Source organism: Terrirubrum flagellatum (genome assembly GCF_022059845.1).
GTDB classification, from domain to species: domain Bacteria; phylum Pseudomonadota; class Alphaproteobacteria; order Rhizobiales; family Beijerinckiaceae; genus Terrirubrum; species Terrirubrum flagellatum.
Genome location: NZ_CP091851.1, coordinates 3302367 through 3317699 on the forward strand (window position 1 = coordinate 3302367; position 15333 = coordinate 3317699).

The following is a 15333-nucleotide window of genomic DNA, read 5'->3' on the forward strand; positions in this document are numbered from 1 at the left end:
GACAGTTCATGCGCAAGGCGTTGATTGTTTGGGGCGGCTGGGCGGGACATGATCCCGATCTCTGCGCCTCCATGATGAAGGGCTGGCTGAAGAAGGAAGGGTTCGACGTGCGCGTCGAAACCAGCACAACCGCTTTCGCCGACCCGGCGATCCATGATCTCTCGCTGATCGTGCCGATCTACACCATGTCGAAGATCGAGAAGGCGGAAGCGCTCAATCTGTGCGAAGCGGTGAAGAAGGGCGTCGGCCTCGCCGGCCATCACGGCGGCATGGGCGACGCGTTCCGCGACTCCGTTGAATATCAATTCCTCTGCGGCGGCCAGTGGGTCGCCCATCCCGGCAACATCATCGACTACAAGGTCGACATCACCAAGCCCGATGATCCCATCATGGAGGGCGTGAAGAGCTTCGAGCATCGCTCCGAGCAATATTACATGCATGTCGATCCCGCGAACGAAGTGCTGGCGACGACGACCTTCACCGGCGACCATGCCGAATGGATCAACGGCGTCGTGATGCCGGTGGTGTGGAAGAAGCGCTATGGCGCGGGCCGCGTGTTCTATTGTTCGCTCGGTCACCGCGCCTATGAGCTCGACATCCCCGAGATCAAGACCATGTTGACGCGCGGCATGCTCTGGGCCGCGCGCTGATGGCGATGAGCGACATCCAGCAAATTGGCCGTGCGACGCTGGAAGACGTCGCGCGCGCCGCTGGCGTGTCGCTCGCCACAGTAGACCGCGTCGTCAATCGGCGCGATGGCGTGCGCGAGAAGACGATCGCGCGCGTCGAGGCGGCCGTCGCCAAGCTCGGCTATCGCGCCGATCCCGCCGCGGCGCGGCTCGCGCGCAACCAGAGTTTCCGTTTCGCCTTCATTCTTCCGACCGGCGCGAACAGCTTCATGACGCTGCTCGCCGATCAGGTCACGCGCACAGCCGACTGGCTCGCTGCGCAGCGCGGTTTCATCGACGTGATCCATGTCGACGTGTTCGACGCCGACGCGCTCGCGGCCGAGCTGGAAATGCTGCCGCAGGTCTATCACGGCGTCGCGACGATCGCGCTCGATCATCCGCGCGTGCGCGCAGCGATCGACGATCTGGCGTCGCGCGGCGTCGCGGTCGTCACTCTGGTTTCCGACGCGCCGACGTCGCGCCGCATCCACTATGTCGGCATCGACAATCCCGCGGCCGGCCGCACGGCGGCGACCCTCATGGGGCGCTTTCTCGGCGGCCGGAAGGGATCGGTCGGCGTGATCGCCGGCTCGCTCTCGCTGCGCGACCATGCCGAGCGTCAGTTCGGATTTCGCCAGGTGCTGTCAGGCGAATATCCCGCGCTCGCAGCGCTCCCCGCGCTGGAAGGACGCGACGACAGCGAACGCACGCGCGAGCTGACCTTGCGCCTGCTGTCGGAACACCCTGACCTGATCGGCCTCTACAATGTCGGCGCCGGCAACCGCGGCGTCGCCGCGGCGCTGAAAGAATCCGGCCGCGCGCGCGACATCGTCTGGATCGGCCACGAACTCACCGAGCACACCAGGCGCTTCCTGCTGCATGGCGTGCTCGACGCCGTGATCAGTCAGGATGCGGGGCACGAGGCGCGCTCGGCCGCGCGCGTGCTGCTCGCGCATTGCTGGGGCGAGCCTGTGATGGCCGATCAGGAGCGGATCAGGATCGATATTTTTCTGCGCGACAATCTGCCTTGAGATCGCGCGTAATCAGCTTGTCGCGAGAGCTTCAGCCCGCGCGCGCAATGCGCTCACGAACATATCGCAGGCGTCTTCCGGAAGACCGGCATTCTGGATCACCACATCTGCGTTGACATCGGTCGCGACACTTCTAGTCAGCCGCTTGCCGAGATCGCCGTCGCTGGCGCGCACGCGCCCTGCGAGCCGCGCGGCGAGAATATCAGGCGGCGCCGTGATTTCCGCGACAAGCACATGCGCGTAACGCGCGCGGGCGGCGGGGATGACGGCGCGCGAGAGATTGCAGATCACGATTCGGCCCGCGCCAATCGCGTCATCGATCGCAATGGGCAGGCCGTAGTGATGGCCATGCGCCTCCCAGCCCAGCGCGACGCCATTGTTGGATTTCAGCGCGTGATAATCGGCCGCGCTGACGAAGACATTGTCCTCGTGTTCGCTCGACGGACGCGTCACCAGGCGTTTCGGAAAAACATAACGCTCGTCGCCGACGAGCGCCGCCTCTGCGGCGCGGATCACCGTATCCTTGCCGGCGCCGCTCGGGCCGACGACCGCGACGAAGAGGCCCCGCCCGATCGGCCGATGATCCGGCGAGGCGCCGCTCATGCCACGCGCAGACCCTGCCGATAGACCTCGCGCACCACCGGCCGCTCATTCACCCAGGCGACGCGGACGAAATCAGCGCGCTTGCCGACGGCGATCTCGCCGCGATCATCGAGGCCGGTCGCCAAGGCGGGATTCTTCGTCACGGTGCGGATCGCGCCGGGAAGCCCGCCGACTTTCGCGATCGGCGCCAGAGCGAATGCGCCCTGGATCAGGCTGATCGGCACATAGTCCGAGGAGAGAATGTCGAGCACGCCCGCTTCCGCGAGTTCCACGGCGGAGACATTGCCGGAATGGGAACCGCCGCGCACGACGTTCGGCGCGCCCATGAGAACGGAAAGGCCGGCGGCGTGAGAGGCGGCCGCGGCCTCGACCGTGGTCGGAAATTCCGCGATCGCCACGCCATCCGCGAGGGATTCCTGCACATGGATTTCCGTGGTGTCGTCATGACTCGCAAGCGCGACGCCTTCGTCGCGCGCCCAGCGCACGAGCGTGCTGCGATGGAGGTCGTGGAGGCGCGCATACTGCTCCTTGCGTGCGCTGAAGAACAAATCAAGCTCAGCGTCGGTCTTCGCGCCCTTGATGCGATAATATTCGCGCAACTTGCTCTCGTCGCGGAACTGCCGCGCGCCAGGCGTGTGATCCATCAAAGACATCAGACGAACATCATATCGCGACAGAAACTTCTCGGCCTCCTCGAGCACGTCCTCGGAGCAGATTTCGCAACGAAGATGCGTGTGATGATCGGCGCGCAGGAGGCCCGTCACCTTGGCGTTCTCGATCGCCTCGCCAAGCGCCAGCAGGCCGCCGCCGAGCGTATGACGATCCGCATCGCTGCCCGCGCGCAAACTGTCGAAGACCGTGGTGATGCCGGAGCAGGCGATCTGCGCGTCGTAACCGAACACGGCGGTGAAGGGGTCCCAGATCACATTGGGACGCGGCGAATAATGCGGCTCGAGATGATCGGTGTGCAATTCGACGAGGCCGGGAATGAGAATGTCGTCGCCGAGATCGACCGCATTTGACGCGACACGATCCTCCTCCACTCCCACGATAAGGCCGTTCTCGATGTGAACAGATCCCGCGATCTCGCGATCGGCGAGAACGATGCGTCGGCAATTGAAGGCGCCGGAGCCGGTTTCGACAGCGGGGAGAATGCGATGTTCCATCGGGGCGGCTTCGATTGGCGAGGGGTCGGCGCGGGCGACGCGCCCGCTTCTATCGCGCGCGTTTGGAACGCGAAAGCGGCAAACGCGCCGCGGCGGCTGATTTTCGCTGCCCGATCGTCGCGCTCCGAACCATCCGACGGAAAGGTCCGGCGCAACGAGCCCGTGACGCGTCAGACCGCGGTCGACCGGTTTCCGATGATGGCGAAGCGGAGCTGTCCGGACAGGAAGTCGATGATCGCGACCAGAACGAGAATCATCAGCACGATGAACGACACGGACTGCCATTCGAGCGTGCGGATCTGCTCGGAGAGATGAAGGCCGATGCCGCCGGCTCCGACAATGCCGATAATGGTCGCCGAGCGCGTGTTCGATTCGAAGAAATAGAGGATCTGGCCGAGCATCACCGGCAGCACCTGGGGAATGAGACCGAAGCGGATTTCGTGCAGTCGCGATCCGCCCGAAGCGACGATGCCTTCCACCGGTTTCCGATCGGCCGCCTCGATCGCTTCCGAGAAAATCTTGCCGAACGATCCGACATCGGCGGTCATGATGGCGAGCACGCCAGCGAAGGGGCCGAGGCCGACGACATTCACCCAGATCAGCGCCCAGATCAGCGTGTCGACGCCGCGGATGGAGTCGAGAAAGCGCCTCGATATGAACTGCACCACGCGATTGATAGTCGCGTTGCGGGCCGAGAGGAATCCGAAGGGGAAAGCGAACGTCGCCGCCAGCAAGGTGCCAAGCAGCGCGATTGCGACCGTTTCCGCGAGGGCCTGCAGGAAGAGCCAGGCCTGCGCCCAGCTCTTCGCCATGGGCGGCAGCATGAACTGCACGAAGGTCCCGAGCTGGCCAAGACCGTTCAGGATCTGGAGCGGCGTCACTTCCAGCCTGACGACGCCAAGGATGAAAAGCGCGACGAGGAGAAGAGCAACGCCGATCGTTGGCGCGCCGTTCTTCAGCGGCGCTTCAAACATCTGGGGATGACGCGCGCGAAGCCCGTCGAGGTCGGTCAAAGCGGATTGACGCAGCCCCTCGCTCATCGTCGCTCTTCCCGGCCGAGAATGCGGTGGCGCAGATTGGCGCTGAGCATATCGACGAGCATGACTGTCGCGATGATCATCAAAAGGATCGCCGAGACGTCGGTGTAATAGAATTTGCGGATCGCCTCGATCAGATCCTGACCGATGCCGCCGGCGCCGACAAAACCCATGATCGAAGCGCCGCGCACATTGATCTCGAAACGCAGCAGCATGTAGCTCAGAAAATTCGACAGCACCTGCGGCACGACCGCAAAACGCACCATCTGCACCCAGGAGCCGCCGGACGCGATCGCGCCCTCAACCGGCTTCATGTCGATATTCTCGACCACTTCAGAAAACTGCTTGCCAAGCGTTCCCAGCGTGTGAATCGCCAGCGCGAGCACGCCGGGCAGCGGGCCAAGGCCGAAGGCGATCACGAAAATCAGCGCGAAGACGATTTCAGGAACCGTGCGGCAGAACTCCAGCATTCGCTTCGCCAGCCCGCGCGCCCAGGGATTGGAGACGAGATTTCGCGTCGCGCTGAAGCACAGAAGAAATCCAAGCGTCGCGCCGATGATCGTGCCGACATAGGCGATCAGTAGCGTATCGCCGAGCAGGCGCAGCCATTTCCGAAAGCCCCAGAACCATTCGCGGATGTCGACAAAGACAGGCTGTCCCTGCAGCGCGCCGCTGCCGGAGTCGAACACGAAGATGCGCGAGAAATAACTGAAGAATCCGCCGATATTCGCGCCCATCCTGGCGAGATCGACTTCGGCGACGCGGCCAGCGACGAGGATCGCAAGCACCAGCGCCGCGGCGAACAGCGCGCCCTGCCGGAGCTTCGCCGCGCGCGCGTCGGCGTAGGCGCGCTTCAGCGGCGCAAGCTGCGCCTCGGGAAGAACGGGAATGGCGGTCACGAGAGCGCCGGACAGAGAAAGGCCCGCCGCATCAGCGGCGGGCGCAAAAGCTCTTACGAGCCGGACTTCTTGCGGAGCGAGTCGACGAACTTGTTGAGTTCGACGATCGGCAAATAGGCCTCGTGCGTGACTGGCTGCAGCGGGCCCTGCTTGCCTTCATAGATCTTGTCGAACGCGGCCTTGTCCTTCTTGTCGACGTTGAGGACAGCGTCGCGGATCTTCGCCTTGAGGTCGGCCGGCAGGTCCGTGAGATAGGCGTAGGGCGAGTTCACGATCTGCTCGGACTTGAAGATCATGCGGAAATCCTCCGCCTTGACCATGTTCTTGCGCGCCATGCGCAGCAGGTTCGATTCCTGCTCATCGTTCCACCAGTTGAAGCCGGCGTCGCAGGTGCCCTGGCCGACCGCGATCACAGCGTTCTCGTGGCTGCCGGAATAGACGACCTTGCTGAAGAACTTGTCGGGATCGATGCCGAGCTTGTCCATCGCCATGCGCGGGACGTTGTTGCCCGAGGTCGAATTGGGATCGACGAGGCAAAGGTTCTTGCCCTTGAGATCTTCGATCTTCTGATAGGGAGAGCCCGCCTTCACCCACAGCACGGAGTAATAACCCTTGGTGCCGTCGAGATTGGTCTCGATCGCGAACGGTTCGACTTTCGCGCCGGTCATTGTCGCGCGCGCATAGGAAGCCGGGCCATATTGCGCGATGTGGATATTGCCAGCCTTCTGGCCCTCGATGACAGCCGCGTAATCATTGGCGACGCGCAGAGTGACTTTCGTTCCCAGCTCCTTCGAGAGGTAATTCACGAAGGGCGTATAACGCTCGACCACGCCCGACGCGTTCTCCGAGGGAACGATCGAAAAGATGAGTTCGGGATATTTCGCCTTCCAGTCCTGCGCCGCAGCTGAGGTGGCGGCGAACGCGCCGGCCGCGAGGGCGAGCGCAAATCGACGGTTGAACATGGCTTCTCTCCTGCTGATCCGAATTTGTTTGTGCTTCGCTCTTGAACTTCAGGCCGCCGCCGGCTGCAGGCCGGGAGCAAGCTCGATGTCGCTGTCGCTCGCCATGACCTCACCTGCTTCGAGGCCGTAGAGATCGCGCGCGACCTGATCGGTCAAAGCTTCCGGAACATCGTCGAAAACGACGCGGCCGGCCGCCATGCCGACCAGCCGGTCGCAATAGGTCCGGGCGAGATCGAGCGAGTGAAGATTGCAGATCACCGTGATGCCGAAATGACGGTTGATGCGCTGCAGCGCGTCCATCACGATCTTGGTGTTGCGCGGATCAAGCGACGCGATCGGCTCGTCCGCCAGAATGACCTTCGGCTCCTGCATGAGCGCGCGGCAGATCGCGACGCGCTGCTGCTGGCCGCCCGAAAGCGAGTCGGCGCGCTGGGCCGCGAGATTTGCGATGTCGAATTGCTCGAGCGCCGACAAGGCCATCGCCTTGTCCTCGGCGGTCCAGAGGCGGAGAAGCGACTGGCTGGTGGAGACCTTGTTCAGGCGGCCCATCAGCACGTTGGTCAAGACATCGAGGCGGCCGACGAGATTGAATTGCTGAAAGATCATGGCGCAATCGGCGCGCCAATCGCGCAACGCCTGGCCTTTCAGCGCCGTCACATCGCGATCATCGAACAGGATGCGGCCTTCGGTCGGGTCCTGAAGGCGATTGATCATGCGCAGGAGAGTTGATTTGCCGGCTCCTGAGCGGCCGATCACGCCGATGAAGCCTCCGGTCTTGATCTCAAGCGAAACGTCATCCACAGCCCTCTTGTCGCCGAAACGACGAGAAATCTTTTCGATGACGAGCATGCGCGGGTTTCCGGAAACACAAACCCGGTTTCGTTAAAGAGCGCCGGCAACAGTTTCATGACGGCAGGCGCGGCGGCTGGCCGCATTCAACGTCGTTTCAGTATTTCAGCGAGTTAGCGCTGCGCCGCTTAATCAGACGGGCGCGCGGCCGGTCAATTCCGAGCGACCGACGATGACAAATCGACCATTTCGCTGCTGCTGCCGAAACAGGCAGATGGCGTCGATCGCGACGGGCGAGTCAATCGGCTGGTAGAGGGCGCGCAGCGCCTCGGCCGCCCGATCGCGCACCGGCTGCTCCAACGGGCCCGTCAGCGTCATGTGAAAGCGGAACTCATCGAGAACATAGGGATAGCCGAACTGGTCGAGATAATCGCGCTGGCGCGCGGTGAGCGGCGAGACGAGACGGCGCGCCCGGTCCGCGTCCGAAATCGGAGCGCGAAACGGCTCGAACCGGCGGACGCATTCCGCCGCAAGCGCGTTGATCTCCGCTTCGCGCGTCACCGGCGTCAATGCAAGAAAGCGCCCGATCGCCGACAGCTTCAGCCGCGCGTCCGGTATCGGCGCGCATTCCGCCGCCAACGCTTCAAGCGACTTCATCAGACCGGCTTCGCTGGCGCCGTCGCGCAGTGAGAACGGCGCTTTCAAAGTGGCGTGGAAGCCGTAGCGGCGCGGCTCCTCGGTCCAGGCCGGCGCTTCAGGCGATGCGTAGAAATCATGATCGGGAAAGGGTTTGTCCTCTCCGGTGACGGCGTCATAGCCGATGGCGGACGATCCGAATGTCCACAGAGTGCTGTCCGCCCTGGGCGCGAAATAGATGGCATAGCGAACCAACGGATGCTCCTGAAGTCGGGGGATGATCTGAGCGGAATCGGTCAGCGATCGGCGCTCGCAGGCGCGAATGCTTCCATCACGAAGCGCTGCGCCATGAGAAAGATGATCAGCACGGGCGCGATCGACAGCAGACTCGTCGCCATCAGCGGACCCCAGGCCTGATTGGTTCCTTCGATATCCGCGAACATGGCGATGCCCGTGGTCAATGTCTTCCTCGCGGAATCTTCGAGCACGAGTTGCGCCCAGAGATAGATGTTCCACGCGCCCATGAAGGACACAACCGTCAATGCTGCGATGGCTGGCAGCACGTTCGGCAGGGCGATCTGGACGAAACTGCGCCAGAGGCCGCAGCCATCGATCAGCGCCGCCTCGAACATGTCCTGCGGCAAGGCGCGGAACGCCTGGCGGAAATAGAAGACGTAAAAGCCGATATAGGGAATCGAAGGAATGATCATCGCGGCATAGGAATCGAACAGCCCGAGTTTCGCGACGGCGATATAGGTTGGCAGGATCGCGACCACGCTCGGGAAACTCATGGTCGCGATGACGATCCAGAACAGCGCGTCGCGGCCGCGAAATTCAAGCCTTGCAAAAGCGAAGCCGGCGGGCAGGCTCAGCGCAAGCTTGCCGAGCGTGATCGCAGCCGACGTCATCAGCGAATTCGCCAGCCACATCCAGATCGGATGCCGGCTCGACGCATCAGTGAAATTCGCCAGCGTCGGCTGTTCTGGCCAGAAGCGGAACGCGCGCGCCATGATGACATCGTTCGGCGTGAAGGCGGCGGCCAGCATCCAGATCAGCGGGAAAACCGTGATGGCGGAGGCGAAGGCGAGCAGCGCGTGAATCGCCGTTCGCTGCAGAATGGGCGAGCTCATCCGTAGAACACCCGCCGCTCAAGCAGCCGGAACTGCGCCCAACTCACAAGAATGACGATCGCGATGATCGCCATGGCGACAGCGCTGGCCTCGCCGAACTGGAAGAATCGCAGGCCGCGCTGCCACAGAAAATAAAGCAGGCTTGAACTGCGCCCGGCGGGGCCGCCATCGGTCAACACGTCTATCACGCCGACGATATCGTCGAGCACGTTGAAGAGAGTCGTGACCGCGATGAAGAACGCGGTTGGCGCGATCAATGGCAGCTCGATCGCGCGAAATCTCATCCATCGCCCGGCGCCGTCAAGCATCGACGCCTCGCGAATGGCCGGCGGCACGCCAATCAGCGCAGCCAGCCAGAGCAGCATGTTCAGGCCGAAATTCTTCCAGAAGGTCACCAGCGAAACGCAAAGCAGCGCCAGGTTGGGATCGGCGTGCCAACGCGAGCGTGGCAGCCCCGCGGAGCTCAGCAATTCGTTGAACAGGCCGCTGACGGGATTGAAAAGCCAGGCCCAGGCGACGCCGGCGACGGAATAGGCGACGATCGTCGGCAGGAAAAGCATGCCGCGATAGACGTTCCCCAGTCGCGACAGACGCACTTCGTACAACAGCAGCGCAAGCAGAAGCGGAATGATGATCTGCGCGGGAATGAGGATCACGCAGTAGCCCAGCGTGTTCCAGGCGGAGAGCCGGAAATCGCCATCGCCGAACATCGCGAGATAATTGCCGGCGCCGACAAAGACGGGCTTCGGCGCCAGCAAATCCCATTGCATCACGGACAGGATCGCGGACGCCGCGATCGGCCCGTAGAGAAAAACGACGACGGAGAGAACGGCCGGCGCGACGAAAAGATATGGTGCCAGCTTCTTCAGAAATGGCGCCATCTTGGAGATATCAGGCCGCCAGCAGCGGCGTGAGTTCCAACTTGCACTTCGCCATGCCGTCGGCGACCGAGACTTCTTTCAGCAGCATGCGCGTGACCCATTTGCGCCAGATGTCCTGGCCTTCAAGCCCGCGCCGTCCTGGCCAGATCGTCTCCGCGGTCAATCCATCGCCCAACTGCGCCGCGGCCGGCTTCATGAAATCGTTGATCAGCGGCACCTTGTGGACCGAGGTGTTGAGATAACCGACGCCGGACCAGAGCTTCTGCCCCTCTTCCGATCCGCAATATTCGAGGAAGGTCAGCGCCGCGAGCGCCTGCTCCTGATTACGCGCATAAATCGCGAGGAAATTGCCGCCGCTGTTCATGCGCCTGGCATGGCCGGGCACGCCGGGGAATTTCGCCGTGGCGACCTCAATCTTGCCGACGGGATAGACGGTCGCGCGGGTCGAGCTCGTGGTGGCGATGGCGAGCGCGCCAGACTGGAACGCCGCGTCCTGCTCCTTCGCGCTAACCGGCGTCCACAACCCCTCATGCGCCGGCTTGCAGAACAGCTCCATGCCGCGGACGGCTTCCGGCTTGTCGAGCGTGATCTGCTCGGAAGGATCGAGGATGTAGCCGCCGGCGTTCTGCACGAAGGACTGGCTGGTCCATTCATTGTTGGAGAGATCGATCGCCGAGCGATAGGCTGGGTGCTTGCCCTTCAGCTTGCGATCGAGTTCGGCGGCGCGCGCATAAAGCCAGTCGACGTCGAACTCGACGGGAATGGCGGGATCGAGTCCGGCCGCCTTCCACAACTCCATATTGATGAAGGTGATCGGCGTCGACATCGCCCAGGGAAGACCAATCAGTGCGCCATCGACGGTGACAAGCGAATGCACGGACGGCGTGAAATTCGCGATCAATTTTTCGGCGCGTCCCACATCGATCTCGCGGAGATTGCGCGCGCCCAGCGTGCGTTTGGCGAAATAGCCGAATTTCCAGCCGGTGGTCATCAGCGCCGGCGGCCGGCCGGCGGCGGTGCTGGCGAGCGCCTTCGCCGTCATCGCCTCATAGTCGCCGTCGAAACGATTGAGGACGGAGACGCCGAGCTTTTTCTCGTTGAACGCGTCGACGACCTTCTGGAACGGCGTGCCCGCGCCCCAGGCGCTGGAGATATCGATCTTGGCGTCATCGGAGAGCGCTGGTTTTGTCGCAACGCCGACGGCCAGGGTGCTGGCGCTCGCAACGAAGGAGCGACGCGTGAGCTTGTCCATGACGATAATCTCCTTCGAGACTGTTGCGGAGAGCGGCCGCGGTCGGTTCTCAACACACGCGAGATCGCGACGACGGCGGATGAATTTTTGCGAACCTCTTGCTGGAAAGGTTCGCTTGTATTCGCAGCGATGCAGACCTATTTCCGAAAAGATATGCTTGCGGCCGCAAGTATTCGCAGCCGGCGCTCAAGCGATTATCGATGATTGATGACAGGCGTGTTGCGGTTCGCTTGCGCGCCCGCCGGCTTCAATCCAGAGCTGCGGCTCTGGGCCGCGCGCCGCGCAATTCGAGATCACCAGGCGTTCTCGCCGGCGCGGTTCGGAGCCAGCGGCCGGCGATCGAAGCGCCATGGCGGATCGCATCGACAGAGGATTGTCCGCGCATCAGCCCGTCGACATAGCCCGCGGCGAAAAAGTCGCCGGCGCCGATCGTGTCGACGACGCCTTCGGCGATTTCGATGCCGACATCGACATTCGACGTCTCCTCGATCAGTTCGACCGCGCCAGCACCCCGCGTGCGGATGACGTGACGAAGCTGCGGGCCCGCAATGCCGCTCGCCTCCGCCCACAGCGCCTCTGCGCTCGCCGTCACATCGGAACCTGAAGCGATCAGCGTGCGGGCGGGATGACGCTCGCGAGAAAGGGGAAATTGCGAAACGACATGCGGCGCGCGATCGAGCCCGGCCAAGATCTGCTCGTTCAGCCGATGCGCGTTGACATAGATGAGGTCGAAATCAGCAGCGGGGAAATCGGGATAATACGCGCCGCGACCGACATAGCCGAGAATGGTGCGCTCGCCCGCGGGATCGAGAAAGACCTCGACGGGAACGGTTTCGCCTGATCTCATCTCGATAAAGCTCGTATCAACGCCCAGCTCTTCAAGCGCCTTGCGACAGCCGCGGCCCGCGGCATCATCGGCGAAGCTGGTCAGCACCGCGACATGATGACCGCATGCGGCGAGCACGCGCGAGCTGCTGAATCCGCCGCCGCCGAAACGAGTCTCGACGCCGTGATAGGCCGTGCGCCCGCCGGAACGCAGCGGCGCATTCAAACGCCAGATGCGGTCGAGATTGACGCGCCCGATAACAAGGATTTTCGCCACGCCCCTCTCCCCGCCCGCGTCGGAACAAGCGTGTACAGCAATCGTCAGTGCTGTTCCACGATGAGCTGGACGCGGTCGCCGCAATAGACGGCGACGCCGAAAGCAATCGGACGGCCATCGAGATCGACGTCGACCTTCTGCGTCTCGAGCACCGGACGCGTCTTCGGGATTTTCAGGATATGCGCCTCGCGCCCGGTCGGCAGGCGGCTGATGATGCGGGTGTTCTTGCGCGTGTAATCGAGCACGCCGAAGGCGCGAAGCGCTTCGGTGTGCGAGGGATTTCGCCTGACGATCTCATCGAAATCGGGAAAGCGCGCGGCGGGATAGAAATTTTCGCTGACGCTGAGCGGGCGGCCGCCGACCGACGCTCTGGAATAGACGACGATCACTTCAGCGCCGGGCGGCAATTCAAGATGCTGCAGCATCGCTGAGTCCGCGATCTTCCGCTCCGTGCCAAGAATTTCGCGATCGCCGGTGATGTTGAACCGGCTCATATTCTCGGTGAAGCGCGTGCGCTCCGCGATCGCATAGGGAATCACATCCTCGGCGACGAACAGGCCGCGGCCATGTTCGATGCGGATCAACCCTTCCTTTTCAAGTTCGGCCAGCGCGCGCCGCGTGGTGAAGCGGCTGACCTGATAGCGTTCGGAGAGCGCGATCTCTGTCGGAAGCTGCTGGCCCGGCGTCAGCGACCGGCCGCGGATGTCCTCGCGCAAAGCCGCGGCGATCCGCTTCCAGAGCAGACCCTTGGGCCGCCCCGGCGGCTCCGCATCCATCTTCGCGCCCGCAACTGCCATCGCTGACGTCCGTTTCCAGTCCGCCATCGTCATACAATTGAGATCATCCTGCTGTAAAGGTCCGTACCACTTGAAAGAGGTCCGGACCTATGATTTAAGGGCCGCGATCTGAAGAGAGCGCCCGGCGGCATCCGATGGAATTGAACTTTACCAACATCCAGATCGTCACGCCGACCGAAAGCTTCCCGGGCGGCGTCGCCATCGAAGACGGGCTGATCCGCAGCATCGACACAGGCGGCCGCGCGGCGCCGGGCGCGATCGACGGCGAAGGCGATTATCTCCTTCCCGGCCTCATCGACATTCACACCGACAATCTCGAACGGCACTTCCAGCCGCGCCCCGGCGTCGTCTGGCCATCGCCGATCAGCGCGGCGCTGGCGCATGACCGCGAGATGATCGGCGCCGGAATCACCACTGTTTATGACTCCATGTCGCTCGGCGATTATGACAGCGGCGGAAATCGTCGTCGCATGCTGAACACCGGCATCTCCGCGATCACCGAAGCCAGCGACAAGGGCCTGATGAAGGCCGACCATCATTTTCATTTCCGCTGCGAGATTTCCGATCGCGCGATGACGGAAATCTATGAGGCGCATGCGAACAATCCGCGCCTCGGACTCGTCAGCCTGATGGATCATACGCCGGGCCAGAGGCAGTGGCGCGATCTCGACATCTATCGCTCATTCCGCGCGAAGAAGAATGCGCGCATCTGGAGCGACGAGGAATGGGCCGCTTATGTCGCGGAGCGTCAGGGCCATCAGGCGACCTACGCCGCGCCATTCCGCAGGCATATCAGGAAAGCTGCGCAGGCGCGTGGACTGCCGCTCGCGAGCCATGACGACACGACGCGCGAAGATGTGGATCAGGCGCGCGAGGAAGGCGCCACCATCAGCGAGTTCCCGACGACGATCGAGGCCGCGGAGCATGCGCGCAAGGCGGGCCTGAAGATCGTGATGGGCAGCCCCAATGTTGTGCTCGGGCGATCGCATTCCGGCAATGTCAGCGCGCTCGCGCTCGCCGAACGCGGCCTGCTTGACGCGCTGTCATCGGACTATGTGCCTTCGAGCCTCCTCGACGCCGCATTCACGCTCTCGCGCAAGATGATGACGCTGCCGCAGGCGATCGCGACGGTGACGGCCAATCCCGCCGACATGCTGAAGCTCGGGGATCGCGGACAAATCGAAATCGGGCGGCGGGCCGACCTCATCCGCGTGAAGCTCGTCAACGATGCGCCTGTGATCAGGGGAATCTGGCGCGGCGGCGAGCGCGTGATGTGATGGCGATGACGGACGCGACACGGATGCATCACGAACACAAGGCGGGCGCGGCCTCGACCGATGAACGCAAAAGCTGGATGGGCGTACTCGCGCGCGCCAAACGCGATGAACTTGAAGCGGCGTGGGCGTCCCTGCCCTCGCGGCCGGCGCACAGCATCATGCGCGCGCCCGAGATCGGCCTTGTCATGGTGCGCGCGCGCGCCGGCGGCAGCGGCAATCCGTTCAATCTCGGCGAAATGACGGTGACGCGCTGCGCGCTGAAGCTTGCCGGCGGCGCCGTCGGCTTCGGCTATGTCCAGGGCCGCGACAAGCGCCGCGCCGAACTCGCTGCGGCTTTCGACGGACTACTGCAGGATGATTCACGCCGCCTGGAGCTTCTGAAAGACGTGATCGCGCCACTCGCAGCGGCGCAGGCGGCGCGTCGCGACGAGCGCAGCCGCAAGGCCGCCTCGACCAAGGTCGAATTCTTCACGCTGGTGCGCGGGGACAACCCGAAATGACGTTCGATCTTGCCGTGCGCGATCTCGCGCCTGGATTTTCCGATCCTGTTTTCGACAGCCAGTCGATCTTTCGCGGCGTGATGAATGCGATCGCCTATCCCGGCCGCATTCATCAACTCACGCGATTGCCGGATCGCCCCGCCGCGCTTGCTCCCGCGACGGCCGCCGTCGCGCTGACCTTGTGCGATTTCGAGACACCGCTCTGGCTCGACAAAACAGCCTCGACGCCCGCGGCGCTCGCCTATGTCAGATTCCATTGCGGCGCGCCCGTCGTCGAAGCGTCGAATGGCGCACGGTTCGCGATCGTCGGCGACGCGCAAGGCATGCCGCGTCTCTCCGCTTTCGATATCGGCGAAGATCAATATCCCGATCGCTCCGCCACTCTCATCATTCAGACGCCGTCGCTGACGGACGGCCCGCGCCGGCGCTGGACCGGACCGGGAATCCGCGATGCGATCGATGTTTCGATCGCCGGCCTGTCCGACTGGTTCTGGGACGACTGGACGATGAACCGCGAGCTCTATCCGCTCGGCGTCGACGTCATCTTCACCTCAGGCGATTCCATCATCGGATTGCCGCGCGGCGTCTCTGTGGAGGGTTGAA

General features: G+C 63.3%; 17 protein-coding genes. 5 read left to right on the top strand and 12 right to left on the bottom strand.

What is annotated here, in order from left to right:
* Nucleotides 1-8 precede the first annotated feature (8 nt).
* Both L8F45_RS15925 and L8F45_RS15930 read left to right on the top strand, forming a co-directional pair.
* Complete coding sequence (locus L8F45_RS15925) at nt 9-650, top strand: ThuA domain-containing protein (RefSeq protein ID WP_342358857.1); 642 nt, start codon at nt 9-11, stop codon at nt 648-650.
* Nucleotides 650-1699, top strand: a complete 1050-nt coding sequence (locus L8F45_RS15930; protein WP_425329929.1) for a LacI family DNA-binding transcriptional regulator — start codon at nt 650-652, stop codon at nt 1697-1699. Before L8F45_RS15925 ends, L8F45_RS15930 begins: the two co-directional genes overlap by 1 nt.
* 12 nt (nt 1700-1711) lie before the next feature.
* Here the strand turns inward: L8F45_RS15930 and phnN are convergent, their stop codons facing one another.
* From phnN to phnF, 12 genes are all read right to left on the bottom strand, one after another.
* Nucleotides 1712-2302: a phosphonate metabolism protein/1,5-bisphosphokinase (PRPP-forming) PhnN gene (gene phnN / locus L8F45_RS15935; protein ID WP_342358858.1), complete on the bottom strand. Its 591-nt coding sequence runs from the start codon at nt 2300-2302 to the stop codon at nt 1712-1714.
* A complete protein-coding gene (locus tag L8F45_RS15940; RefSeq protein ID WP_342358859.1) occupies nt 2299-3468 on the bottom strand; it encodes an alpha-D-ribose 1-methylphosphonate 5-triphosphate diphosphatase in 1170 nt (389 codons plus the stop codon). The genes phnN and L8F45_RS15940 overlap by 4 nt, the downstream gene beginning before the upstream one ends.
* A 170-nt stretch (nt 3469-3638) precedes the next feature.
* Nucleotides 3639-4508 carry a phosphonate ABC transporter, permease protein PhnE gene (phnE, locus tag L8F45_RS15945; protein WP_342358860.1) on the bottom strand — a complete coding sequence of 290 codons (870 nt, stop codon included), beginning with the start codon at nt 4506-4508 and terminating at the stop codon, nt 3639-3641.
* Nucleotides 4505-5404: a phosphonate ABC transporter, permease protein PhnE gene (gene phnE / locus L8F45_RS15950; protein ID WP_342358861.1), complete on the bottom strand. Its 900-nt coding sequence runs from the start codon at nt 5402-5404 to the stop codon at nt 4505-4507. The genes phnE (L8F45_RS15945) and phnE (L8F45_RS15950) overlap by 4 nt, the downstream gene beginning before the upstream one ends.
* Nucleotides 5405-5457: 53 nt before the next feature.
* On the bottom strand, nt 5458-6366 hold the full coding sequence (phnD, locus tag L8F45_RS15955) for a phosphonate ABC transporter substrate-binding protein (RefSeq protein WP_342358862.1): 909 nt from the start codon (nt 6364-6366) through the stop codon (nt 5458-5460).
* Nucleotides 6367-6414: 48 nt separating this feature from the next.
* Nucleotides 6415-7215: a phosphonate ABC transporter ATP-binding protein gene (gene phnC / locus L8F45_RS15960; RefSeq protein ID WP_342358863.1), complete on the bottom strand. Its 801-nt coding sequence runs from the start codon at nt 7213-7215 to the stop codon at nt 6415-6417.
* 132 nt (nt 7216-7347) lie between these two features.
* Nucleotides 7348-8046 (bottom strand): DUF1045 domain-containing protein, encoded by a 699-nt coding sequence (locus L8F45_RS15965; RefSeq protein WP_342358864.1) that lies wholly within the window; start codon nt 8044-8046, stop codon nt 7348-7350.
* 41 nt (nt 8047-8087) lie between these two features.
* Nucleotides 8088-8921, bottom strand: coding sequence for a carbohydrate ABC transporter permease (locus L8F45_RS15970; RefSeq protein WP_342358865.1), 834 nt, complete (start codon nt 8919-8921; stop codon nt 8088-8090).
* The gene (locus tag L8F45_RS15975; protein WP_342358866.1) at nt 8918-9802 is read right to left on the bottom strand and encodes a carbohydrate ABC transporter permease; all 885 of its coding nucleotides are present in this window, start codon (nt 9800-9802) and stop codon (nt 8918-8920) included. The genes L8F45_RS15970 and L8F45_RS15975 overlap by 4 nt, the downstream gene beginning before the upstream one ends.
* A 10-nt stretch (nt 9803-9812) precedes the next feature.
* Nucleotides 9813-11054 (bottom strand): extracellular solute-binding protein, encoded by a 1242-nt coding sequence (locus L8F45_RS15980; protein ID WP_342358867.1) that lies wholly within the window; start codon nt 11052-11054, stop codon nt 9813-9815.
* Between the two features lie 247 nt (nt 11055-11301).
* Entirely contained in the window at nt 11302-12156 is an 855-nt protein-coding gene (locus L8F45_RS15985; RefSeq protein ID WP_342358868.1) for a PfkB family carbohydrate kinase, read from the bottom strand.
* Between the two features lie 44 nt (nt 12157-12200).
* Nucleotides 12201-12953, bottom strand: a complete 753-nt coding sequence (gene phnF, locus L8F45_RS15990) for a phosphonate metabolism transcriptional regulator PhnF (protein ID WP_342358869.1) — start codon at nt 12951-12953, stop codon at nt 12201-12203.
* Between the two features lie 134 nt (nt 12954-13087).
* On the opposite strand from phnF, the gene L8F45_RS15995 reads away from it, so the two are divergent.
* The 3 genes from L8F45_RS15995 to phnH are packed head-to-tail and all read left to right on the top strand — an operon-like array spanning nt 13088 to nt 15332.
* Nucleotides 13088-14230, top strand: a complete 1143-nt coding sequence (locus tag L8F45_RS15995) for an alpha-D-ribose 1-methylphosphonate 5-triphosphate diphosphatase (protein WP_342358870.1) — start codon at nt 13088-13090, stop codon at nt 14228-14230.
* The gene (gene phnG, locus L8F45_RS16000) at nt 14230-14730 is read left to right on the top strand and encodes a phosphonate C-P lyase system protein PhnG (RefSeq protein ID WP_342358871.1); all 501 of its coding nucleotides are present in this window, start codon (nt 14230-14232) and stop codon (nt 14728-14730) included. Before L8F45_RS15995 ends, phnG begins: the two co-directional genes overlap by 1 nt.
* Entirely contained in the window at nt 14727-15332 is a 606-nt protein-coding gene (gene phnH, locus L8F45_RS16005; RefSeq protein WP_342358872.1) for a phosphonate C-P lyase system protein PhnH, read from the top strand. Before phnG ends, phnH begins: the two co-directional genes overlap by 4 nt.
* Nucleotide 15333: the final 1 nt, after the last annotated feature.